Source organism: Mucilaginibacter lutimaris, assembly GCF_042676625.1.
Lineage (GTDB): Bacteria > Bacteroidota > Bacteroidia > Sphingobacteriales > Sphingobacteriaceae > Mucilaginibacter > Mucilaginibacter lutimaris.
The window spans coordinates 1,770,981-1,793,182 of record NZ_JBHTIA010000003.1; the positions used below are offsets into that span (position 1 = coordinate 1,770,981).

Consider the following 22,202-nt stretch of genomic DNA (forward strand, 5'->3'; position numbering starts at 1 on the left):
TTTAAGATATTAGGGCTGGTTACATAACTTCCCTTTTATGAAAAAACTTTTACTTCCAACCTTATTAATACTTAGTTTATACGCAATTGCCCAAAAGGCACCTAAAAAACCGCTCGACCATAGCGTTTACGATGGTTGGCAAAGCATCGCTAATGAACGTATAAGCAACAATGGCAAATGGGTTGTTTATGTTGTAAAACCACAGGAAGGGGATGCTAACTTAATAGTTTCTGATGCGTCAGGCAAAAATAAAATAACCATTCCGCGTGCCGACACGGTAAGGTTTACACCCGACTCCAAATACGCGTTATTTATGATCAGGCCGTTTTATAAGGACATTCGCCAGGCAAAGATCAAAAAGAAAAAACAGTCCGACTTTCCAAAAGACACGCTGGGTATTATCACACTGGGTAAAAACACCATCAAAAAAATTCCGGCTATCCGCTTGTTTAAAATAGCAGATAAAGCAACAGTTGTAGCCTACCTCTCTTCTGCCGATACATTGAAAAAACCAGAAGCATCAGATACTTCAAAAAAAGCCATTGCTACAACCATAGCACCACCAACAAAAGATGGTGCAGAGCTTACCATTCATCAGCTATTAAATGGTAAAACACGTAGTTTTAATTATGTAAGCGATTACCAACTTGCTAAGAACGGTAAATGGCTGGCATTCTCTGTAACCGCACCAAAGAAAAGTAAAACAGTTAAGTCAGGATTATTTGTTTACGATGTAGAGAAAGATTCGCTGAAAGCTGTAAGTACGGGCCGGGGTAATTATAAAAATATAACGTTTGATGACGCGGGTAAACAATTAGCCTTTACTGCCGAAAAGAACCCGGAGAAAGCATTGGTTAAGCCTTTTAGTTTATATTATTATACACCGTCTAAAGATAGCGCTATTGTGCTTGCCGGGCCGGGCTCTGAAGGCATGCCGGTTAAATGGACAGTTAGCGGTGATGGTAAAGTATCATTCAGTAAAAGCGGCAACAACCTTTTTTTTGGTACCGCGCCTATCCCCAAGCCCGCCGATACTACTTTAGTTGAGTTTGAGAACGCCCGTTTAGATATCTGGAATTATAAGGATGATTACCTGCAGCCTCAACAACTTAAAAACCTTCAGCGCGAGCTAAAACGCAGTTACCAGGCAATTATACGCCCTGCAGATGGCACAAAGAAGTTAGTGCAGTTAGGCGACCCGGCTATTCGTGAAATATCAATTGCTGATAATAATGATGCGCCGTATGCTTTAGGGCTTACAGATACCGGCGCACGTGTACAATCGCAATGGGAAGGCGGCACTAAGCAAGCAGCATATTTAATTAACATCAAAACCGGTGAACGCGTGCGCGTAAACGATAGGCTGAAAGCCCGGTACAGCATTTCTCCCGGCGGTAATTACGTGATTTGGTTTGATTCGAAAGATCAAAACTGGCATAGTTACAACATAGCAACCGGTAAAAAAGTAAATTTAACCGCGGGTACCCATGTTAAAATGGGTGCTGAGGATAACGACGTACCCGATGACCCGTCGCCATATGGTATTGCAGGCTGGGAAGAAGGCGACAAGCGGGTGTTGATATACGACCGTTACGATATTTGGGCTATTGACCCGGCAACCGGCAAAGCAACCAACTTTACAAACGGCATGGGCCGGAGGTATAAACTGGAGTTCCGCTACAATGCAAACGACCCGGAAGAAAAATTTATCCCATCTAAAAAGACTTTGTGGATGATTGTACAGAATGACGAGAATAAGCAATGGGGATATTATAAAAAAGCGCTGTTGAGCGATTACGCACCTAAAAAAATGGTTATGGCGCCTATGGGTTATAGCGCCTTGCAAAAAGCTAAGGATGATAATAAATTTATTTATACCAAGTACAGCTATACGCAATCCCCGGATCTTTATGTATCAGAAGATCTGATGAAAGAAACCAGGCTTAGCGCCATTAACCCACAGCAAGCCCAATACAACTGGGGTACTGCAGAGTTGGTGGAATGGACAACACCTAAAGGCTACAGATCTAAAGGGGTTTTGTACAAGCCCGAAGATTTTGACCCAAACAAAAAATACCCGCTGATAGCTTATTTTTATGAGAAGCTATCCGACGGTTTATACAATTATATCCCACCCTCTCCCACACCATCAAGGCTGCCAATTTCTTGGTTTGTAAGTAATGGCTACCTGGTATTCGCGCCCGATATTAGTTATGAGGCCGGCCATCCCGGGCAATCTGCTGTTGAGTATGTAAACTCAGGTGTAGAAGCTTTAAAGAAAAACCCTTGGGTTGACGGGCAGCATATTGGCATACAAGGGCAAAGTTGGGGCGGTTACCAAGTGGCTTATTTAATAACCCAAACCAACATGTATGCCGCGGCGTGGGCAGGTGCACCTGTTGCTAACATGACTTCCGCTTATGGCGGCATCCGTTGGGAAAGTGGTATTAATCGCCAGTCGCAGTACGAAAAAACACAGAGCCGTATTGGTGCTACACTTTGGGAAAAACCTAATCTATATATCGAAAATTCTCCTTTGTTTCAATTTCCTAAAGTTAAAACGCCGGTGGTTATCATGAGCAATGATGCAGACGGCGCTGTGCCGTGGTATCAGGGCATTGAAATGTTTACTGCCTTGCGCAGGTTAGGCAAACCTGTTTGGCTGTTACAATATAATGATGAGGCACATAACCTTGTTAAACGCCAGAACCGTAAAGATATCAGCATCCGCGAAGCGCAGTTTTTCGACCACATCCTGAAAGGCGCGCCAATGCCTGTATGGATGGATAAAGGCATACCTGCTGTAGATAAAGGTAAGGATTGGGGGCTTGAAATAAGTTCGCAGTAAGGAGTTTGCAGTTTGCAGAATTTGTATGCAAGCTGCAAACTTATAAATGCCTACTGAAGATAATAATGCTTTATGCAATTCAGCCTGTCATCCAATTCATAAACCCATGGGGTTGCGGTGGGGATGTCAAGTTTAGTCACTTCTTCGTCGCTCAGGTTTTCGATGTATTGGATAAGTGCGCGCAGACTGTTGCCATGGGCGCAAATGATCACCTTTTTGTTTTCGCGAATGGCAGGCACAATACTTTCATGCCAAAACGGTAATGCCCTGTCCATGGTTTCGCTTAAGTTTTCGGTTAAGGGAAGTTCGCGATATGTCAAATCGTTATATCTTAAATAGTGCCCGGGGAAACGCTCATCCTTTTCAGTTATGGCCGGTGGTTTTTCATGCGGGTCGCGGCGCCATTTTTGTACCTGCTCCTCGCCGTATTTCTCAATGGTTTCGGTTTTGTTTAACCCCTGTAAAGCACCATAGAACCGCTCGTTTAGCCGCCACGATTTATGTACCGGGATCCAAAGCGCATCCATCTGTTCCAGCACAAAGTGCATGGTTTTAATACTGCGTTTTAATACGGATGTAAAGCCAATATCAAAAGTATAACCATGTTTGGCAAGTAGTTTACCCGCGTTTATAGCTTGTCGCAGCCCTCCTTCAGAAAGGTCGACGTCCGTCCAACCTGTAAAGCGGTTTTGTTGGTTCCAAATACTTTCACCATGGCGTATCAATACTAACTTTTGCATCATATAAGTTTAACGCACAAGTGCTGTGCAGGTTTAAAAACTATTGCTAATTCGATTTATTTGAATTAGATTGCATATTATAAATCAAATTTAAACTTTATTATGATACCTACCACACCCACACCTGTGGTTGTAAAGGATGGCATTGCCAACCCTGCACCGCTTGGTCTTTGCGCTTTCGGCATTACAACCGTATTATTAAACATCCACAATGCCGGTTTTTTTGAGCTAAATGCTATGATATTGGCTATGGGCATATTTTACGGCGGTTTGGCACAAGTTATTGCAGGTATTATAGAGGCTAAAAAGAACAACACCTTCGGGCTTACTGCATTCACATCTTACGGCTTTTTTTGGCTATCGTTGGTTGCTTTGATAGTGATGCCCAAATTAGGGTGGGCGTCAAAAGCAAGTGAAGGTGCCATGTGCGCTTATTTAGGCATTTGGGGATTCTTTACATTCTGCCTGTTTTTTGGCACATTAAAACTAAACCGTGCGCTACAATTTGTTTTCGGTTCGCTTACCGTGTTGTTTGGCTTGTTGGTTTGGGGCGATGCAACAGGCAGCGAAACTATTAAACACCTTGCGGGGTATGAGGGTATCATCTGCGGCCTTTCGGCTATTTACACCGGCATTGCAGGCGTAATGAATGAAGTTTATGGCCGGGAAGTGTTGCCTATAGGTACGGTTTAGCCGTACTTAATTAACAAATTCTTTGGTTACTCGCTTATAATAAACGTTTTTCCTTCTACGGCAAGTTCTGTATTAGGGAAAACGCTTTGCGCTTCTTCAAGCAACTCGTTAAGCGTTTTATAACGGGCAGAGAAGTGGCCAATTATCAGCTTTCCGGCATTCACCCTAACGGCCACTTCCCCTGCTTGTAAGGCGGTGGTATGGTGTGTTTGGTTAGCCCTGTCCAGCATATCATGTAAAAATGTAGCTTCGTGGTAAAGCAGCGTGGCTGAGTTTATTTGTTGCAGGTACTTTTCAGTATAAAGCGTATCTGATACGTAAGCGTATGATTTTGGCTCCTCGGGTGCAATGGTTAGGGTTTCGTTTTTGTAAACCGTACCATCCGGGGCGGTATAATCTGCGCCTTTTTTAAGCGCGCTATATTGAGCTATAGGTACATCAAGCCCCTCAATTTGCTCTTTTATTAATTTACGCAGGCGTTTTTTTTGGCGGAATAAAAAGCCGGTACAGGGTATCCTGTGATCCAGCGGAATGGTTTCTACAAATACATCCTGGTTCTCTAATATAATGCCCTTTTGGGTGGCATCGGTAAATACATAATCTATTGGGTAATGCAGCGTGGTTTCTGAGTATTTTAACTGCAACTCTATAATCTCTTTTAACGGCGCGGGGCAAAATAACTTAATAGCTTTTTTACGCCCGTTTAGATGCATGGACGAGAGCAGACCAACCAGGCCAAGATAATGGTCGCCATGCAGGTGACTAATAAAAATATAATCTATACGGCTGGCTTTAACATCAAACCGCAGCATTTGTTGCTGGGTGCCCTCGGCGCAGTCAACTAAATAAAGCTTTTCGTTTATGTTGAGTACTTGCGCCGTGGGGTTACGGTTAAAAATGGGGGTTGCAGAGCTGCTGCCCAGTATTGTAACTTCAAACTTCATACCGGGGTAACAGGTTATTATCTGATTTCTCTTTTCAGTTCTTTCTCGATCTCTTCCATGAAAATAAGGTCGATACCTTCTTCGCAGGTTGGCACAATAGAAAGAACATTATCTAATTGCGAGATAGTTATTAAACGTGAAACAGCGTCATTTAAACCACAAAGGATAAATGAACCGCTCGCATTCTTACATAAGCGGTGCCCTACCAGTAAACTGCTTAAGCCTGATGAATCTGCAAACTTAACCTGCGACAGATCCAGGATGATATTCCTCTGGCCTTCGGTATTGATCAGTATCAACTCAGATTTTAGCTGGGGGGTAACCAACGAATTTAACTTTGATTCGTTAAGCTTAATAAGAATATACTTCTCGTGCTTGTCAACCGTATATTTCATTTTATTATTATTAAAAAGCTAAGATATAATTATTTTATCTCTAATTAAAGAATTTAAATAGAAGCTAAAGCTCCTTTTATGGCGTTCTCTACCCGCTTTATAACATCTGCAAGCTCGGGTTTAATAAATTTTTCGCCGGTAATTTGCTCATAGAGCTCAATATACCTTTCAGATATCGAACTCACGATCTCCGGCGTCATTACAGGTACGTTTTGCCCGTCTTTACCCTGAAAACCATTTTCGATAAGCCACTTTCTAACAAACTCTTTAGAAAGTTGTTTTTGTGGTTCGCCGCTTTCCTGCCTTTCGGCGTATCCTTCACTGTAAAAATACCTCGAAGAATCGGGAGTATGAATTTCATCTATCAGGTAAATGGTATCTCCAACTTTGCCGAACTCATATTTGGTATCAACCAAGATAAGGCCTTGTTTAGCGGCTATCTCTGTACCACGCTGAAATAACAGACGTGTATAATTTTCTAACTGAATATAATCGGCCTCGCTTACGATGCCTTTAGCAAGAATGTCCTCGCGGGATATATCTTCATCGTGCCCTACTGCTGCTTTGGTTGTTGGGGTGATGATAGGCTCGGGTAGTTTATCGTTCTCTTTTAGGCCGTCGGCAAGCGCTACACCACATACTTGTTTACGTCCGGCAGCATACTCGCGGGCAGCATGGCCGGCAAGGTATCCGCGAATTACCATTTCTACTTTAAAGGGCTCGCAAATGCGGCCAATAGTAACAGATGGATCTGGCACGCTAATAACCCAGTTAGGCACGATATCGGCGGTTGCTTCTAAAAACTTAGCGGCAATTTGGTTTAGCACCTGCCCTTTGTAGGGAATGGCCTCCGGCAATACTACATCGAACGCTGAAATGCGGTCGGTAACCACCATAGCCAGGTATTTATCTTTTATGGTATAAACATCACGGACCTTACCTTTATAGTAATTGGTTTGCCCCTCAAAATTAAAATGTGTTTCTTTTATAGCGTTCATGTTTCTTGACTCTATAAGTCTTGATTACGTTATTGAATGTCCCCGTAAGCTTCCAAAATGCGTTTCACCAGTTTGTGGCGAACAACGTCTTCCCCGCTCAGGTAAACAATGTCAATTCCTTTTATATCCGTTAAAATACGCAGGGCGGTATACAAACCCGATTGCTGTTTCTTTGGCAAATCTATTTGGGTAACATCGCCCGTAACAATAAACTTAGCCGATGGTCCCATACGGGTCAAAAACATTTTTAACTGCATATCGGTAGCGTTTTGCGCCTCATCCAATATCACAAAGCAATTATCAAGCGTACGGCCACGCATAAAGGCAAGTGGCGCAATCTCAATAGTGCGGTTCTCCAGGTAAAGCTTTAGTTTTTCGGCTGGTATCATGTCATCCAGCGCGTCGTATAACGGGCGCAGGTATGGGTCTATCTTCTCTTTTAAGTCGCCCGGCAAAAATCCCAGGTTCTCCCCTGCTTCAACAGCCGGGCGTGTAAGTATAATGCGTTTTATCTCTTTGTTTTTTAACGCCCTTACGGCCAGTGCAACCGCGGTGTAGGTTTTACCCGTACCTGCAGGCCCTATAGCAAAAAGGATGTCGTTTTTGGCAAGGCTGTCAACCATGCGGTGCTGGTTTGGCGTGCGCGCCCTAACCATTATACCGTTGGGGCCAAAAACCAATACCTCGCCGCTTGCAAATTTATCAGGGGTACTTTCGCCGGCTGCCGCGGGTTTTGCTGTAGGCTTGCTGCCTAAAATGCGTTCTACATCAATTATGTTAAGGCTTTCAAATTTTTCTACATGCTGCAGCAGGTGGTCAAACTTTTCCTGAAAAGCGGTTAGTTCCTGTTCGTCACCCAAAACTTTAACATCGCTGCCGCGCGCAACTATTTTAAGCTTAGGGAATTGCTTTTTTAAGATCTCGAAATGGTCGTTGTTCGGGCCCCATAATACGGCGGGGTTTACTTGCTCAATTGTTAACTTTAGCTCGTTCAATAGGAATTGATTTTTGACAGTTTACGAATTTTTATGAATTAAAAATTGAATATTTGCACCTTTAATACTCTACAAGATTAGCAATAAATATTTACAAAATTAATGGCAATTATAACTTTAACTACTGACCTGGGCGATAAAGATATTTATCAGGCTGCCCTTAAAGGTAGTATTTATAAATTGCTCCCGACAGTAAATATTGTAGATATTACTAACAATGTCGCAGCCTTTAATGTACAGCAGGCAGCCTTTATTTTAAAGAATAGTTTTTACTATTTCCCAGATGGCACAGTACACCTTATTGGTATTGATACTGTGTACAATACACAAACCCGCTACCTTGCCATACGCTACAAGAACCACTATTTTGTTGGCGCCGATAACGGCATATTTTCGTTAATGTTTAACGATGAGCCTGATGAGATTGTGGAAATAAATATTATGCAGGACCTTAAGTTTCTGCACTTCCCGTTGGCAGATATTTTTGTGAAGGCCGCCTGCCATTTAGCCAACGGCGGCACCCTTGCCGAAATTGGCTTGCCTGTAACCAGCGTGGAGAATAAGATGACCCTGCAGCCTGTTATCGAAAAAAATATTATCAAAGGCGCGGTGATCTATATCGACTCGTTCCAGAATGTGATCACTAACATCACCAAAGAGTTTTTTAACCGCGTGCAGCAGGGCCGCAAGTTTGTGCTTTATTTTAAGCGTAACGAAACCATCAACCACCTTAGCTGGCATTATAATGAAGTGCCCGAAGGCGAAAAACTTTGCCTCTTTGGCATAAGCGACCACCTGGAGATTGCTATTAATAAAGGTAATGCCAGCGGGCTTTTAGGCCTAAATCTCGGCGATAGCGTAATTATTGATTTTCAGTAGTACCGCGCATTTTCTGCTTATAAGCGGCAAGCCTGGTTAGCGCAATAATCTCCAAACCTATGCCTACTCCCATTAGCGCCCCTCTTACAAAATCAGGCAATGTTGTAAACTGCCCAAGTAACAGCGTAAAGGAAACAACAAGCAATCCCACCAATAAAAATTTACTGGTGTTTTTTGGAAATGATCTGATATTCATGGTGATGACTTTTAATAATTTAATCTAATGTAGGTAAATTACAATAAGTAAACTAAGTTTAAGCATCATTAAAATAAAGTTTTGGTTTTATGAATCTTATCCTGGTCATTGGCATCTTCAATTTTTAAAAACCAACATTACCCCGCAAATAAAGTGATTGTTCTCACCTTTGCGTCAATTTTAGCTTTAGCCTTTACAAAAAGCAAAAGAAAGGCTTAATTTAGCGGCTTTGTACATATAACATATACTACATATTATAAATGGCACGAGGCAGACTGAACAGTGGCAGCAAGGCAGAAGCAGAATTACCCAAAGCAAAATTAAATACCGAAACCCTACGGAATGTAAGCAAGTTGTTGAGCTATATAAAACCTTACAGGGTAAAATTTATAGGTGGATTGCTTTTTCTTGTCATCTCCAGTTTGGTTGGATTGGCTTTTCCGGGATTTTTTGGGGCGCTGATAGATGCCTCACAGGGCGTTAAACGGTACGGGTTTGTACCTGCCGACCTTAAAAAGATTGGAGAAGTTGCCATCGTAGTTTTATTTCTACAGGGTTTTGTTTCCTATTTCAGGATCACCTGGTTTGTTCAGGTAGCTGAAAAATCATTGGCGGCTATCCGCAGGGATACTTACTTTAGGCTTATTACCCTCCCAATGAACTTTTTCGCTAATCGCAGGGTTGGCGAACTCAATAGCCGCATCAGTGCCGATCTTTCGCAGATACAGGAAACTTTAACTACAACTTTAGCGGAAATTATACGCCAGGTAATCATACTGATAGGCGGTATCACACTTTTGGTTATCATCTCGTGGAAGCTTACCATCGCCTTGTTAGTTGTACTGCCTGTGCTAATAGTTGTGGCCATAGTATTTGGAAAATTCATTAGGGGTATCTCAAGGGAAGCACAGGACCAATTAGCAGAATCTAATACAATTGTTGAAGAAACACTACAAGGCATAGCGAACGTAAAAGCCTTTGTTAATGAGGCTTTTGAAGCAGGTAGGTACGATAAAACATTACAACGTGTAGTGTCTATTGCAGTACGCGGAGCAAAATATCGCGGCATGTTTGGGGCATTTATAGTTTTTTGTCTGTTTGGTACAGTTTTTTGCGAGATATGGTATGGCTCCTACCTTGTATCTATTCATGATAAGGGCATGACCTTTGGGCAGCTAACCAACTTCATCGTTTACGCGGCATTTATTAGTGCTGCAATGGGTAGCCTGCCAGATCTGTATGCTAATGTTCAAAAAGCTGTGGGCGCCAGCGAGCGTGTTCTGGAGATACTTGGCGAAAAAGGCGAAGATGTTTCAATTAATATAGCAGATAACGCCATTAAACAGAAAATAAACGGCAACCTGGCTTTTAACAATGTTGTATTTGCTTACCCAGGCCGTTCGGAGCTTACCGTTTTAAAAGACGTTTCTTTTACCGCTAACGCCGGGCAAAAAGTGGCTATAGTTGGGCCAAGCGGGTCAGGTAAATCTACTATGGCTGCGCTGATATTACAATTTTACCATCCGCAAAGCGGCAGCATTTATTTCGACGGGTTGGACGCAAACGAATATGCATTAACGGATATACGTAACCAGGTAGCCATTGTACCGCAGGATGTATTGCTGTTTGGCGGTACTATTTTAGAGAACATCGCCTATGGCAAACTCGGCGCTACCAAAGAAGAGATCATCGCGGCAGCCAGGAAAGCCAATGCCGATCAGTTTATCACCTCCTTCCCCCAAGGTTACGAAACCATTGTTGGCGAGCGTGGCGTAAAGCTATCGGGCGGGCAGCGCCAGCGTATTGCCATTGCCCGTGCCCTGCTTAAAAATCCTGCTATCCTCATACTGGACGAAGCCACCTCGTCGCTCGATTCAGAATCTGAACGCCTGGTACAGGAAGCTTTAGAAGTGTTGATGAAAGGCCGTACGTCCATCATAATCGCCCATCGCCTGTCAACCATCCGCGAGGCAGATAAGATCATAGTGCTGGAGAAAGGCAACATAGTAGAAACCGGCAACCACCAGGAATTGATAGCTAATGAGCAAGGCTTATACCGCTACTTAAGCCAGTTGCAATTCGAAACGGCACATAGCTAAATTACCGGGTGTCCCACTATTTGTGACACTAAGCGGGACAGTGATTTAATAAATTGAAAATGAGATAGTTAATGAAATTTCATTTTTAAATTTATCTTATTTAAAAATTTAAATAAATATCATAAGTGTTTATAATTTAATTAATTATAATTTTTCATTAGGGTGTCCCACTACTGTAAAAAACGGGACGGAATGGGACACCCTTATTTACAACCCTTCCCGAAATAAGTTTAAACTATTTGTTGTACTAATAACGGGGTTGATTTACACCTTGAACCACATTAAATCGCTATTATTGCAATAGGCCCAATACTTGATGAGGGCTTGCGAACTGAATAAATGAAACTAACGATACACGGCGCTGCCCGCCAGGTTACGGGCAGTATGCACCTGCTACAGGTAGGGCAATATAAAATACTGATAGACTGCGGGCTGGATTACGAAAAAGACCATAATATACAGGTAAACGAAGATTTCGGCTTCCGGCCCGAAGAGATAGACGTGGTGATACTCACCCATGCCCATATAGACCATTCGGGCAACCTGCCAACTTTGGTGCGCATGGGCTTTAACGGCCAGATCCTTTGTACGCCACCTACTGCCGACCTTACAGAACTATTGCTGATAGACTCGGTAAACATCTTTTTATCTAAAGCGCAAAAAGGCCGCAGCAGGGGCCGCAAGCATAAACATGGCAGCGGCGGGCCGCAACCTTTATACCTGCAAAAGCATGTGATGGATACGGTTGAGCGCTTTGTAACCATTGCCTATAATAAACCATTCCGCATAACCGGCGACATTGAGTTAACTTTTATCCCTGCCGGTCACCTGCTTGGCGCCGCGGCAGCGGTATTAAAAATAAACGATAACGGCGAAGAAAAATCTATCGCCTTTACCGGTGATATTGGCCGCAAAAATTATCCGGTGTTAAACGACCCCGACCCGCTGCCTCCGGTTGATTACATCGTCTCCGAATCTACCTATGGTGGTAGGATGCATTCCAAAGGTAAAACCGTACAGGAAACCCTGATAGAAACTATCCAAAAAGTTTGTATTAATGAGCAGGGCCGGTTAATCATACCTGCCTTCAGTATCGGCCGCACGCAGTCGCTGGTGTTTGCGCTTAATAAAATTTTTAACGCGGGTTTGCTCCCTCCTGTTAAGGTATTTGTAGACAGCCCCATGGCTGCACGCGCTACCAGCTTGTACCGCAAGCACCATCACCTGGTTAATACCGAAGCGCAGGAGTTTTACAACAAACAAGGTGATGAATTTGAATTTGAACACCTCACCTACGTAGAGACTCTTAAGGACAGTCGCCAGGTATCTAACTACTACGAGCCCTGCATTATCATTTCATCGGCCGGTATGCTGGAGGGTGGCCGCATCCAGGATCACCTTTTTTATAATATCCAGAATTACTACTGCACCATACTATTCATAGGCTATTGCGCAAAAGGTACTTTGGGCTATCGCCTGCTGCGCGGCGACCCTATAGTCCACATCAAAGACCGCGACCTGGCCGTTTATGCTACCATCAAACAAACAGACGTATTAAGCGCTCACGGCGATCATGAAGACTTGGTCAACAATATTAAGTCGCAGGACCCAAACAAGCTTAAAGGCGTTTATTTAGTACACGGCGAGGCCACCAGCATGCAGGCCATGGCCGATGCTTTGGAAAGTGATGGTTATAAGGTTACCATACCGGAGAAAGCGGTGGCGTACGAGTTGTAAATGGCTTTACCTATTCTCCGCACTTCATTACAAGATAGAAGCAATCTCTTTGCTGTACAGAGCCGTTGATTAGTTCTTAGTTAGGTACGCCAATGAGTTATTGCCAAGCCTGTGGATGTTACTTTTCTTTGTCTTAGCCACAAAGAAAAGTAACCAAAACAAAAGGCCAAGTCAAAGCAAAGCTTCCGCCCGCCCTGCCGGTTCTTAACGCGTTCTCGCCGCATGCGCGGACTTCGAAAGCTAAACCGGCATTCCCGCCATACACCCGGCCCGCCCGCTTTGACATTAAGGCCACCGCTCGATAGAAATCATATTTACTTTGTCATCCTGAGCGATAGTGAAGGATAGATTGTTGAACTTTGCCTAACAGAATTGCATGTCGTAGATTAGATGCCTCGCTGTCGCTCAGCATGACAAATATTTAGTCGTTCGAGCTTGAAGGACGGAACGATAACCTTAAACTGCGACATAGCGTAACACACGGGTGGCACCGCACCTGATAAAGCACTGACTTAAATAGGGTGTTACCAAGTCGCGACTTTTCTTTGGTTCGTTTCTTTTGAGAGAAAAGAAATGAACATCCACAGGCTAAACAATTTCGAATTGTCATTCCTAACGAAGCAATAACTGGCGAATTGAACTTGCTTACACATTTCCCCACCCATGCGCAAGCACATCGGCAAGGTGAATGGTTTTGATGGGCAGATCATTTTTGTCGATATAACTTTGCAGGTGCAGCAGGCAGGATGCATCTGTCGATATGATGTATTCGGCATCGGCAGCGAGGGCATTATCTACCTTTTGCTGTGCCATAGCGGTGGCAATGCCATCAAACTTTACAGCAAAAGTGCCGCCGAAACCGCAGCAGGTTTCGTTATCTTTAAGCTCAACCAGCTCCAGGCCTAATACTTTAGAGAGCAATTGGCGCGGCTCATCCTTAATTTTGCATTCACGTAGGCCGGCGCAGCTATCATGATAAACAGCACGGCCTTCCAGCTCGGCTCCAAAGTAATCGACGCCCAAGATATTCACCAAAAAATCGCTTAGTTCGTAAATATTACTTTGAATAGCGCGGCATTTATTGTGGGAGGAGGTGTTGGTGAACAGGTCGTTATAGTAGTTGCGTACCATACCGGTGCAAGATGCCGATGGGGAAACAATAACGCTGTCATCATGAAAATCATTCAGGAACTTGCTACCTACAGCCTTGGCATCATCCCAAAACCCGGCGTTAAAAGCGGGCTGACCGCAGCAGGTTTGTTCGGGATTGTAATTTACCTTACAACCAGCCTTTTCGAGTACTTTAACAGTATTAAAAGCGGTAGCCGGATACAACTGATCTATAAAACACGGGATAAATAACTCAATTGTCATTGCTACGGGTAAATGTTAACGGGCGCTAAATTCGGCATTTTTCTTCGCTTTGTTCTCGGCAGCGAATAAAGAAAACAGCAAAAGCAAACCAACAACAAAAAATAAGCCCAGCACAAGGGTTGAGTTACGCATGCTGCCGGTTAACTGTTCAATGAAGCCAAAGCTAAATAAGCCGCCAACAATGGCCAGCTTTTCGGTAACGTCGTAAAAGCTAAAGAACGATGCCGTATCCGGGATGTTTTGCGGCAGGTATTTAGAATAAGTAGAGCGTGATAATGATTGAATGCCTCCCATTACCAGTCCCACAAAAATGGCTACAATGTAAAAATGAGTGGCGGTTGTAGTAAAGTACGCGGCTATGCAAATGCCTATCCAAAGCAACACTACAAATATCAGCACACGTACGTTGCCATATTTATCAGATAAGCGCGACATGATGGTTGCGCCTGCAATGGCGACAACCTGTATGATCAGGATTATTTTGATCAGGGCTTCGGTTGGCATACCCAGTTCTTTTGCGGCGAAACTTGTAGCAACCAGCATAATAGTTTGTACCCCCATAGAGTAAAAGAAGAATGACGGCAGGAAACGTTTAAGCAAAGGCATTCGTTGTATTTTCGCCCAAACATTACTCAACTCCACAAACCCGCCCTTAATTATATTTTGATGGTGCGATTGCGCGTTCGGGCTGCCTTTTGGCAACACCGAGAAGGGTATTAAAGCAAAACCTATCCACCAGATGCCTACCAGCAGGAATGATAGTTGCGAGGCCGAACCCTTGGTTAACCCAAAGGTGCCTGGCATCAAAATAAATACAAAGCATATAATTTGCAGCAAAACACTGCCTATATAGCCGTAAGTAAAACCTTTGGCACTTACCTTATCCTGCATGTCCAGCGTGGCAATTTCGGGCAGGTAAGAGTTATAGAACACAAAACCACCGGCATAGCCAATTGCGGCAATAGCAAAGGCTACGATGCCCCATTCTATATTTTGCTCATTAACCAAGAACAGGCTGCAGCAGGCTAATGAGCCAAGTGCTGTAAAAAACTGCATGAACACCTTTTTGTTACCCCGGTAATCGGCAATGGAGCTTAGGATGGGCAGCAATAGTACCATAACAAGGTAGGCGGCAGCAAGTGCATAATCTTGCAGGGCGGTATTAATAACGCTGAACCCGAAAAAGTTTACCCTGTTACCATTAGCCGCATTGGTGGTAATAGCTACATAGTAAGCCGGGAAAACGGTTGTGGTAATTACCAGGTTATAGGCCGAGTTGGCCCAATCGAACATGGCCCAGGCACGGATGGTTTTAGGTTGATTTTTTTCTTGCATTGCACACTAAAAGTATACAATTTTTAGAGTTTTAGAAAAAATTGAACAAAGCAACTGTGAACTGTACATATACCGTAATATTGTTAGCAATCGTTAACCTATAAAGCCCTTGCATTTCGTACCTTAGCAACAAACATCTATAAATGTCAAAAAAGAATAAACATAACTCTACTATAGACCAGGTGCTAACGCAAATGGTACTTGATATATTTGAACAAAACGGCAATACGCCGCTAAACCATAAACAAGTTTCTGCCAAGCTAAACGTACGCGACCCTGATGCCCGTGGCGTTATACTGGATATTTTAAAGAACGAAGCCTTTAAAGGTGTACTAAAAGAACTGTCGCCGGGCAAATTCCAACTGCTGGAGCTTAAAACCTTTGTAGAAGGCAAGGTTGACCTCACTAATGATGGATCAGCCTTTATTGTGACCGACGACCCAAGCGAAACCGATATTTTTGTAGCCCCGCGTAAATTACGCAACGCGCTAAACGGCGACCGTGTGAAGGTTTACGTGTACGCAAAAAGCCGCGGTAAACGCCAGGAAGGTGAAGTGATAGAAATATTGCAGCGCAATAAAATGGAGTTTACCGGTGTGGTTAAACTGTCTGAGCGGTTCGCGTTCTTTATTCCCGATGATCGTAAAATGATGCACGATATTTTTATCCCCATCAGCGATCTTAACGGCGCTAAAAATGGCATCAAGGCGGTTGCCGAAATTACCGACTGGCCGGCCGGTGCTAAAAACCCAATAGGCCGCATTAAACATATTTTAGGCGAACAGGGTGAAAATGATACCGAAATGAACGCCATCCTGGCTGAGTATGGCTTCCCCCTATCCTTCCCTGCGGAGGTTGAACGTGATGCCGAGGATATCCCGAGCGAAATAAGCGCCGAAGAAATTGCCAAACGCCGCGATTTTAGGGATGTGTTAACTTTTACCATCGACCCGTTTGATGCCAAGGATTTTGACGATGCCTTATCATTTAAGAAACTGGAGAACGGTAATTATGAAGTAGGTGTGCACATTGCCGATGTATCGCATTACATCATCCCGGATTCGGCTTTGGATAAAGAGGCCTACGAACGCGGTACATCTGTTTACCTGGTAGACAGGGTTATCCCGATGTTGCCTGAGCGGTTATCTAACGGTCTATGTTCGCTTCGCCCAAAAGAGGATAAACTTTGTTTTGCCGCTGTATTTGAACTGGATGAGAATGCTAATGTTATTGACCAATGGTTCGGTAAAACGGTTATCCATTCCGACAGGCGTTTTACCTATGAAGAAGTGCAGGACGTGATAGAAACCAAAACCGGCGATTACGTTGAGGAAATAGAGAAACTAAATGCCCTTGCCTATAAACTTCGCGAACGCAAGTTTAGGGCGGGCGCTATCAGCTTTGAAACAACCGAGGTTAAATTTAAGCTGGATGAAAGCGGCAAACCAATTGGGGTTTATGTTAAAGAGCGTAAAGACGCCCATAAACTGATTGAAGATTTTATGCTTTTAGCCAACCGCAAGGTAGCCGAACATGTGAGCAAAATGGGAAAAGGCAAACATAAATATACCTTTGTTTACCGTGTGCATGATACGCCAAAGCCTGATGCCCTGGCCAACTTCGCGCAGTTCGCGGCGAGGTTTGGATATAAGATCAATACTAAGTCTGACAAGGAAACTGCCCGCTCACTTAACTTTTTGATGGAGGATGTAGAGGGCAAAAAAGAGCAAAATGTACTTACCCAGTTAGCCATCCGCTCTATGGCGAAGGCTATTTATACCACTAAAAGCACCAGCCATTATGGCCTGGCTTTTGACCACTATACGCACTTTACTTCGCCTATTCGCCGTTATCCGGATGTGATGGTGCACCGTTTACTGCAGCATTACCTTAACGGCGGCCAAAGCGCCAATGCCGACCATTACGAAGAATTGTGCAAACACAGTTCGCAAATGGAGAAAAAGGCTGCCGATGCCGAGCGTTCATCAGTAAAATACAAACAAGCCGAATACCTGAAAGACCAGATCGGAAACGTATTTACCGGTATTATTTCGGGGGTTACCGAGTGGGGTATGTATGTAGAGATTGAGCAAAACAAATGTGAGGGAATGATACGCCTGCGTGACATTAGCGACGATTTTTATACTTTGGATGAGAAGAACTACGCCATCATCGGTCAGCGCAAAAAGAAAGTTTACCAGCTTGGCGATGAAGTGAAGATCCGCGTAAAAAATGTAGACCTTACCAAAAAACAAATAGATTTTAGCCTGGTACAGGATTAATATATTAGAATGAGAAAACTTGAAGACCTGCAATCGCTGATAGCAAATGCCGTAGCAGACCTTAAATATCCCGAATACCCGGCAGAACTCTACGAACCCATCAAATACATTTTGGCATTGGGCGGCAAGCGCATGCGCCCCGCGCTCCTATTAATGGCCTGCGACCTTTTTGGCGGCGATGTGGAAGCCGCCCTTCCCCCTGCCCTGGCTATTGAAGTGTTCCATAACTTCACGCTGATGCATGACGATATTATGGATAACGCCCCTAAACGCCGTGGCAAAACCACCGTTCACGAAAAGTGGAATAACAACGTGGCTATTCTATCGGGCGATGTGATGCTGGTTGAGGGTTACAGGCTGATGATGCAAGTGCGTAATGACCTCCTGCGCACCGTACTTGATATTTTTAACGATACCGCCATAGGCGTTTGCGAAGGCCAGCAACTGGACATGACCTTTGAGACCAGTAACAACATCGGCATAGCAGAATATATCAACATGATTCGCCTGAAAACTGCCGTGGTACTTGGCGGTGCGTTAAAAATTGGCGCACTTATCGGCGAGGCGGATGAAAAGGATGCCAGTTTACTTTCGGAGTTCGGTATTAATCTCGGCATTGCATTCCAATTACAGGATGATATCTTAGATGTTTACGGTAACCCCGAAAAGTTTGGCAAGCAGGTTGGCGGTGATATTATCTCTAACAAAAAAACATACCTGCTTATAAAAGCATTGGAACTGGTTAAAGGTACCGATGCCGAAGAACTTGCCCGTTGGATTAGTTTAACCACGTTTGATGCAACGGAAAAGGTTGCCGCGGTAACTGAGATTTACAACAGCGTAAACGTACGCCAGCAAGCGGAAGCCGAGATGCAAGCCTACGCCGAAAAGGCCTTTGAAGCGCTAAACAGCATAAACCTGCCCGAAGAAAACAAGCAATACCTGCGCGATTTTGCGGATGGATTATTGGTGAGGGAATATTAAGCAGTATGGATGAAAACTCTATTATTTACCATTCTATGCCTTTGCGCGTTTGCAGGGGTAAAAGCGCAAACTATAACTGCCGATACTACTGTTTACACGAAGGTTGATAAGGAGCCCGAGTTTGTTGGCGGTAAATCAAAATTTTATCAGTTTCTTGGTAAAACAACGAGGTACCCCGCAAATGCGCGTGAGCACAACATCCAGGGCAAAGTGGAATTATCTTTCATTGTAGAAACTGATGGAAAGCTTTCCAATATTATCATCACCAAAAGCGTTGCGCCGGATATTGATGCCGAAGCACTGCGCGTGTTAAGCCTTTCGCCAAATTGGTCGCCAGGCGTTAAGGATGGTCACCCGGTAAGGACGCGGGCCCAAACGCCATTTAACTTCGCGTTAGCATATTGATATGAAAACTAAGATATTGCTATTCCTGTTAATTTTCGTTGCTTCATCATCTAAACTAAAAGCGCAAACAACAACAGCCGATACCACCGTTTACACGGAGGTTGATAAAGAACCACGGCTGGCTGGCGGCATGTTAAAACTAATTGGTAAGAAAATTAAATATCACAAAAACGCCTACGAGAATAAGATAACTGGGCGAGTGGAATTGTCCTTCGTTGTAGAAAAAGATGGTACGCTAACAAATTTTAAGGTTACCAAAAGTGCCGATCCCGAACTTGATGCTGAATTTTTAAGGGCGATGAAAAAGTCGCCTAAATGGATACCGGGAGAAAAGGACGGCAAAATTGTACGTACTCTTCATCACGAATCCATGAATTTTACTATATCTGGTGAATAGTTTATAAAACAAAAAAAGCCCTTATCAAATAGATAAGGGCTTTTATATTTTAGCTTCTGCTTAATTATTCAGCAGCGGCTTCTTCAGTTGCGTCTGCAGCTTCTTCTTTTTTAGCTTTTGGTGCTGCTGCTTTTTTTGCTTTAGGAGCTTCTTCAGCAACAGGTGCTTCAACTGCTTTAGCAGCAGCTTTAGGTGCTGCGTCTTCTGCAACCGGCGCGGTTTCAAAAGGGATAACAGAAACGTATGAACGGTTATCTGCTTTCTTTTTGAAAATTACCTGACCTGCAGCTAATGCAAATAAAGTATGGTCTTTACCGATACCTACGTTAAGGCCCGGGTTGTGTTTGGTACCACGCTGACGAACGATGATGTTACCCGCGATTGCTGGCTGACCACCGAAAATTTTGATACCTAAACGTTTGCTATGTGATTCGCGGCCGTTTCGTGAACTACCGGCCCCTTTTTTGTGTGCCATTTCTTAATTTCTTTTGTGACCCTGTTTGACCGAGTCGGTTTAAAATTTAATTATAATGTTATACCGGTGATCTCGATCTTGGTAAATTGCTGACGGTGACCATTTTTCTTCTGGTAACCTTTTCTGCGTTTCTTTTTGAAGATAATTACTTTATCACCTTTTAAATGAGACACGATCTTAGCCGATACTTTAGCGCCGCTCAAATCAGAACCTAATTTGAATTTACCTTCGTTTTCTGCTAACAACACATTGTCAAATTCAATATTAGCGCCTTCATCTCCCTGTAAACGGTGTACAAAGATCTGCTGGTCTTTCGCAACTTTAAACTGTTGCCCGGCTATACTTACTATTGCGTACATTGTTGATTAATTATTGTTTTAAATTTTGAGGTGCAAATATATGGATTAATAAATCAATATACAATGCATTATTTACTATTTCTTTGGCGGGCCTCGACCTCGGTAATTATCTTTTGTATCTCTTTTATAAGGCGCTCGTTGGCATCTTTCAGTTTTTCGTTACCATTAAAAGATGCATCGTACATTACTTTTTTGCTTTTACGCAGGTAATTAAACTGTATTACAAACCTTGGCACACGGCCCTTAACATCAGGGTTAAGCTCATTTGCCGGGAAATCCCAAAAACCCAGGTCGGCCGCTTTGCGGTGCAGGTATAAAAGCTCGTCCTTACTTAATTTCAGGTTAATTTTCACCAACGAATCGCGGCGGTTAATAAACTGGTACTCCCCGGTTTTAGAATCGTATGTATTGTTGAGCGTATCCCCATAACCATATTCAAAACGCAGTGATTGAAACTCCGAAAATTTGTAAGGCGCGTTTTTGATCATCATACCGTAATAGTAAAAACAGTAGAGTAGAAACGGCACGATAATACTGGCGATTAGGAATATTTTTTTAGAACGGGTAACCATTATATTTAATTAGTGATTTATGCTTGATTAAACTTTAAAATTCGAAATTCATTATTCGATGTTCGATATTTCATTTCCGCCACTTAGCTCCCCTTCCCACTTGCTCACCACAGCGGTTGCCATAGCGTTACCTAAAACGTTGGTGGCAGAGCGGCCCATATCCAGCAACGGATCTATACCTATCAGCAATGCCAAACCAGCCTCCGGAATGTTGAACATGGATATGGTACCTGCAATTACTACCAGCGATGCGCGCGGCACACCGGCAATGCCTTTGCTGGTAAGCATCAGTATAAGCAACATGGATAATTGCTGCTCAAAGGATAAGTGTATATTGTAAGATTGCGCCAGGAATAATGACGCGAAGGTCATGTACATCATAGAACCATCGAGGTTAAACGAATAACCTAAAGGCAGTACAAAGCTTACAATTTTATTATTGCAGCCAAAGCGCTCCAGCTCTAATAGCACTTTTGGATAAGCCGCCTCGCTTGTAGATGTACCAAAGGCAATAAGCATGGCATCTTTTATACGTGCTACTAATTTAAACGCCCGGCCTTTTAATACAACAGAACCTGCAAGAATAATTACCAACCATAATACCAGTAGCGAAAAGTAGAACTCGCCTATAAAAATAGCGTAGGTTGATAGTATGCCTAAACCTTGTTTAGCTATTATTGCGGTTATAGCGCCAAAAACCGCTAAGGGTGCAACCTGCATCACATAGCCTGTTATTTTTAAAATAACATGCGCTATAGCATCCATAGCTTTTATAACCACTTCGCCTTTTTCGCCGATGGCAGCAGTACCCACACCAAAGAACAGGGAGAAGATCACGATCTGCAGGATCTCGTTATTAGCCATAGCCTCAATAAAGCTTTTGGGGAAAACGTGCCCAATGAAATCGCGCAGCGATAAGGCCGTTTTTTGAATACCGGTAGATAGGTGGCTATCGGGCAATGGCAGGTGCATAGCCTCGCCGGGTTTAAAAAAATTCACCAGCAACATTCCTAATAATAACGATACCAGGGTGGCGCTTAAAAACCACAGCAGCGTTTTACCGCCAATGCGGCCTACAGCTTTAATATCACCAACCTTGGCAACACCTACAACAAGGGTGGTAAACACCAGCGGCGCAACTATCATTTTTATTAACCTCAGGAAAATATCGCTTAATACGGTGAAACCTACAAGCTTACCTTCGCGGGCGGTATCGGCGGCTTTGCGTTCTGTAATTTGTGCGGCACGTTCCAGTTTAAGGTTTTTGTAAGCGGCGGTTGTAGTGTCTTTAATGGCTTCTATTTGCCCGTCAATTGTTTTTATATTTACCTCGGCGGTATTTATCTTGGTATTAATATTGTTTATAACGGTAGTATTGTAAATATATCCGGCTATTACACCTAATATCAGTGCTATAAAAATGTACAGGGTTAGTTTGCTCTTCTGCATACGTTAATTTAGTGCCGTAAAACTACAAAAATTAAGTTTACCTACA

At 43.4% G+C, this 22,202-nt stretch carries 21 protein-coding genes; 9 read left to right on the plus strand and 12 right to left on the minus strand.

The annotated features are described in order from the left end of the window. Positions 1-37 precede the first annotated feature (37 nt). Positions 38-2,848: a S9 family peptidase gene (locus tag ACFQZI_RS08890; RefSeq protein WP_377141317.1), complete on the plus strand. Its 2,811-nt coding sequence runs from the start codon at positions 38-40 to the stop codon at positions 2,846-2,848. Positions 2,849-2,898: 50 nt separating this feature from the next. Here the strand turns inward: ACFQZI_RS08890 and gpmA are convergent, their stop codons facing one another. Continuing rightward, positions 2,899-3,591, minus strand: a complete 693-nt coding sequence (gene gpmA / locus ACFQZI_RS08895) for a 2,3-diphosphoglycerate-dependent phosphoglycerate mutase (RefSeq protein WP_377141320.1) — start codon at positions 3,589-3,591, stop codon at positions 2,899-2,901. A gap of 99 nt (positions 3,592-3,690) precedes the next feature. On the opposite strand from gpmA, the gene ACFQZI_RS08900 reads away from it, so the two are divergent. Then, a complete protein-coding gene (locus tag ACFQZI_RS08900; protein WP_377141323.1) occupies positions 3,691-4,281 on the plus strand; it encodes an acetate uptake transporter in 591 nt (196 codons plus the stop codon). Between the two features lie 26 nt (positions 4,282-4,307). On the opposite strand, the gene ACFQZI_RS08905 is transcribed toward ACFQZI_RS08900, so the two are convergent. From ACFQZI_RS08905 to ACFQZI_RS08920, 4 genes are read right to left on the minus strand one after another with little or no spacing between them, the layout of a single operon-like run. Further along, the gene (locus tag ACFQZI_RS08905) at positions 4,308-5,225 is read right to left on the minus strand and encodes a ribonuclease Z (RefSeq protein ID WP_377141326.1); all 918 of its coding nucleotides are present in this window, start codon (positions 5,223-5,225) and stop codon (positions 4,308-4,310) included. A gap of 17 nt (positions 5,226-5,242) precedes the next feature. Next, positions 5,243-5,620: an STAS domain-containing protein gene (locus ACFQZI_RS08910; protein WP_377141329.1), complete on the minus strand. Its 378-nt coding sequence runs from the start codon at positions 5,618-5,620 to the stop codon at positions 5,243-5,245. Positions 5,621-5,673: 53 nt separating this feature from the next. After that, entirely contained in the window at positions 5,674-6,618 is a 945-nt protein-coding gene (locus tag ACFQZI_RS08915; protein WP_377141332.1) for a phosphoribosylaminoimidazolesuccinocarboxamide synthase, read from the minus strand. A 29-nt stretch (positions 6,619-6,647) separates the two neighbouring features. Further along, positions 6,648-7,613, minus strand: coding sequence for a PhoH family protein (locus ACFQZI_RS08920; protein WP_377141335.1), 966 nt, complete (start codon positions 7,611-7,613; stop codon positions 6,648-6,650). Positions 7,614-7,715: 102 nt separating this feature from the next. Between ACFQZI_RS08920 and ACFQZI_RS08925 the strand changes: the two genes are divergently transcribed. Continuing rightward, positions 7,716-8,492: an SAM hydrolase/SAM-dependent halogenase family protein gene (locus ACFQZI_RS08925; RefSeq protein ID WP_377141338.1), complete on the plus strand. Its 777-nt coding sequence runs from the start codon at positions 7,716-7,718 to the stop codon at positions 8,490-8,492. On the opposite strand, the gene ACFQZI_RS08930 is transcribed toward ACFQZI_RS08925, so the two are convergent. Further along, on the minus strand, positions 8,476-8,688 hold the full coding sequence (locus tag ACFQZI_RS08930; protein WP_377141341.1) for a hypothetical protein: 213 nt from the start codon (positions 8,686-8,688) through the stop codon (positions 8,476-8,478). The two genes, ACFQZI_RS08925 and ACFQZI_RS08930, sit on opposite strands and share 17 nt — an antisense overlap. Before the next feature lie 260 nt (positions 8,689-8,948). On the opposite strand from ACFQZI_RS08930, the gene ACFQZI_RS08935 reads away from it, so the two are divergent. Together ACFQZI_RS08935 and ACFQZI_RS08940 are read left to right on the plus strand one after the other, a co-directional pair. After that, on the plus strand, positions 8,949-10,787 hold the full coding sequence (locus tag ACFQZI_RS08935; RefSeq protein WP_377141344.1) for an ABC transporter ATP-binding protein: 1,839 nt from the start codon (positions 8,949-8,951) through the stop codon (positions 10,785-10,787). A 339-nt stretch (positions 10,788-11,126) separates the two neighbouring features. Beyond that, complete coding sequence (locus tag ACFQZI_RS08940) at positions 11,127-12,524, plus strand: MBL fold metallo-hydrolase (RefSeq protein ID WP_377141347.1); 1,398 nt, start codon at positions 11,127-11,129, stop codon at positions 12,522-12,524. Between the two features lie 645 nt (positions 12,525-13,169). Here the strand turns inward: ACFQZI_RS08940 and ACFQZI_RS08945 are convergent. Both ACFQZI_RS08945 and ACFQZI_RS08950 read right to left on the minus strand, forming a co-directional pair. After that, entirely contained in the window at positions 13,170-13,898 is a 729-nt protein-coding gene (locus ACFQZI_RS08945; RefSeq protein ID WP_377141350.1) for a (Fe-S)-binding protein, read from the minus strand. A 15-nt stretch (positions 13,899-13,913) separates the two neighbouring features. Continuing rightward, positions 13,914-15,233, minus strand: coding sequence for an MFS transporter (locus ACFQZI_RS08950; protein ID WP_377141353.1), 1,320 nt, complete (start codon positions 15,231-15,233; stop codon positions 13,914-13,916). 143 nt (positions 15,234-15,376) lie between these two features. Here ACFQZI_RS08950 and rnr point away from each other — a divergent pair, with 143 nt between their 5' ends. From rnr to ACFQZI_RS08970, 4 genes are read left to right on the plus strand one after another with little or no spacing between them, the layout of a single operon-like run. Next, a complete protein-coding gene (rnr, locus tag ACFQZI_RS08955; protein ID WP_377141356.1) occupies positions 15,377-17,515 on the plus strand; it encodes a ribonuclease R in 2,139 nt (712 codons plus the stop codon). 9 nt (positions 17,516-17,524) lie between these two features. Continuing rightward, complete coding sequence (locus ACFQZI_RS08960) at positions 17,525-18,499, plus strand: polyprenyl synthetase family protein (protein ID WP_377141359.1); 975 nt, start codon at positions 17,525-17,527, stop codon at positions 18,497-18,499. A gap of 9 nt (positions 18,500-18,508) precedes the next feature. Beyond that, positions 18,509-18,904, plus strand: coding sequence for an energy transducer TonB (locus ACFQZI_RS08965; protein WP_377141362.1), 396 nt, complete (start codon positions 18,509-18,511; stop codon positions 18,902-18,904). A 1-nt stretch (position 18,905) separates the two neighbouring features. After that, the gene (locus ACFQZI_RS08970) at positions 18,906-19,301 is read left to right on the plus strand and encodes an energy transducer TonB (protein ID WP_377141365.1); all 396 of its coding nucleotides are present in this window, start codon (positions 18,906-18,908) and stop codon (positions 19,299-19,301) included. A gap of 64 nt (positions 19,302-19,365) precedes the next feature. Here ACFQZI_RS08970 and rpmA read toward each other — a convergent pair whose 3' ends face one another. The 4 genes from rpmA to ACFQZI_RS08990 all read right to left on the minus strand — a co-directional run bounded on the left by rpmA (position 19,366) and on the right by ACFQZI_RS08990 (position 22,156). Next, positions 19,366-19,776, minus strand: a complete 411-nt coding sequence (gene rpmA, locus ACFQZI_RS08975; protein ID WP_377141368.1) for a 50S ribosomal protein L27 — start codon at positions 19,774-19,776, stop codon at positions 19,366-19,368. A 50-nt stretch (positions 19,777-19,826) separates the two neighbouring features. Continuing rightward, positions 19,827-20,135, minus strand: a complete 309-nt coding sequence (gene rplU, locus ACFQZI_RS08980) for a 50S ribosomal protein L21 (RefSeq protein WP_377141371.1) — start codon at positions 20,133-20,135, stop codon at positions 19,827-19,829. Positions 20,136-20,203: 68 nt separating this feature from the next. Further along, entirely contained in the window at positions 20,204-20,626 is a 423-nt protein-coding gene (locus ACFQZI_RS08985) for a hypothetical protein (RefSeq protein ID WP_377141374.1), read from the minus strand. A gap of 132 nt (positions 20,627-20,758) precedes the next feature. Continuing rightward, entirely contained in the window at positions 20,759-22,156 is a 1,398-nt protein-coding gene (locus ACFQZI_RS08990) for a dicarboxylate/amino acid:cation symporter (RefSeq protein ID WP_377141377.1), read from the minus strand. Between the last annotated feature and the right edge of the window lie 46 nt (positions 22,157-22,202).

Bases quoted from the DNA above. Each gene is read 5' to 3' on its own strand.
- ACFQZI_RS08890 (WP_377141317.1), top strand. From the start codon at position 38: ATGAAAAAACTTTTACTTCCAACCTTATTAATACTTAGTTTATACGCA.
- gpmA (WP_377141320.1), bottom strand. From the start codon at position 3,591: ATGATGCAAAAGTTAGTATTGATACGCCATGGTGAAAGTATTTGGAAC.
- ACFQZI_RS08900 (WP_377141323.1), top strand. From the start codon at position 3,691: ATGATACCTACCACACCCACACCTGTGGTTGTAAAGGATGGCATTGCC.
- ACFQZI_RS08905 (WP_377141326.1), bottom strand. From the start codon at position 5,225: ATGAAGTTTGAAGTTACAATACTGGGCAGCAGCTCTGCAACCCCCATT.
- ACFQZI_RS08910 (WP_377141329.1), bottom strand. From the start codon at position 5,620: ATGAAATATACGGTTGACAAGCACGAGAAGTATATTCTTATTAAGCTT.
- ACFQZI_RS08915 (WP_377141332.1), bottom strand. From the start codon at position 6,618: ATGAACGCTATAAAAGAAACACATTTTAATTTTGAGGGGCAAACCAAT.
- ACFQZI_RS08925 (WP_377141338.1), top strand. From the start codon at position 7,716: ATGGCAATTATAACTTTAACTACTGACCTGGGCGATAAAGATATTTAT.
- ACFQZI_RS08930 (WP_377141341.1), bottom strand. From the start codon at position 8,688: ATGAATATCAGATCATTTCCAAAAAACACCAGTAAATTTTTATTGGTG.
- ACFQZI_RS08935 (WP_377141344.1), top strand. From the start codon at position 8,949: ATGGCACGAGGCAGACTGAACAGTGGCAGCAAGGCAGAAGCAGAATTA.
- ACFQZI_RS08940 (WP_377141347.1), top strand. From the start codon at position 11,127: ATGAAACTAACGATACACGGCGCTGCCCGCCAGGTTACGGGCAGTATG.
- ACFQZI_RS08945 (WP_377141350.1), bottom strand. From the start codon at position 13,898: ATGACAATTGAGTTATTTATCCCGTGTTTTATAGATCAGTTGTATCCG.
- ACFQZI_RS08950 (WP_377141353.1), bottom strand. From the start codon at position 15,233: ATGCAAGAAAAAAATCAACCTAAAACCATCCGTGCCTGGGCCATGTTC.
- rnr (WP_377141356.1), top strand. From the start codon at position 15,377: ATGTCAAAAAAGAATAAACATAACTCTACTATAGACCAGGTGCTAACG.
- ACFQZI_RS08960 (WP_377141359.1), top strand. From the start codon at position 17,525: ATGAGAAAACTTGAAGACCTGCAATCGCTGATAGCAAATGCCGTAGCA.
- ACFQZI_RS08965 (WP_377141362.1), top strand. From the start codon at position 18,509: ATGAAAACTCTATTATTTACCATTCTATGCCTTTGCGCGTTTGCAGGG.
- ACFQZI_RS08970 (WP_377141365.1), top strand. From the start codon at position 18,906: ATGAAAACTAAGATATTGCTATTCCTGTTAATTTTCGTTGCTTCATCA.
- rpmA (WP_377141368.1), bottom strand. From the start codon at position 19,776: ATGGCACACAAAAAAGGGGCCGGTAGTTCACGAAACGGCCGCGAATCA.
- rplU (WP_377141371.1), bottom strand. From the start codon at position 20,135: ATGTACGCAATAGTAAGTATAGCCGGGCAACAGTTTAAAGTTGCGAAA.
- ACFQZI_RS08985 (WP_377141374.1), bottom strand. From the start codon at position 20,626: ATGATGATCAAAAACGCGCCTTACAAATTTTCGGAGTTTCAATCACTG.
- ACFQZI_RS08990 (WP_377141377.1), bottom strand. From the start codon at position 22,156: ATGCAGAAGAGCAAACTAACCCTGTACATTTTTATAGCACTGATATTA.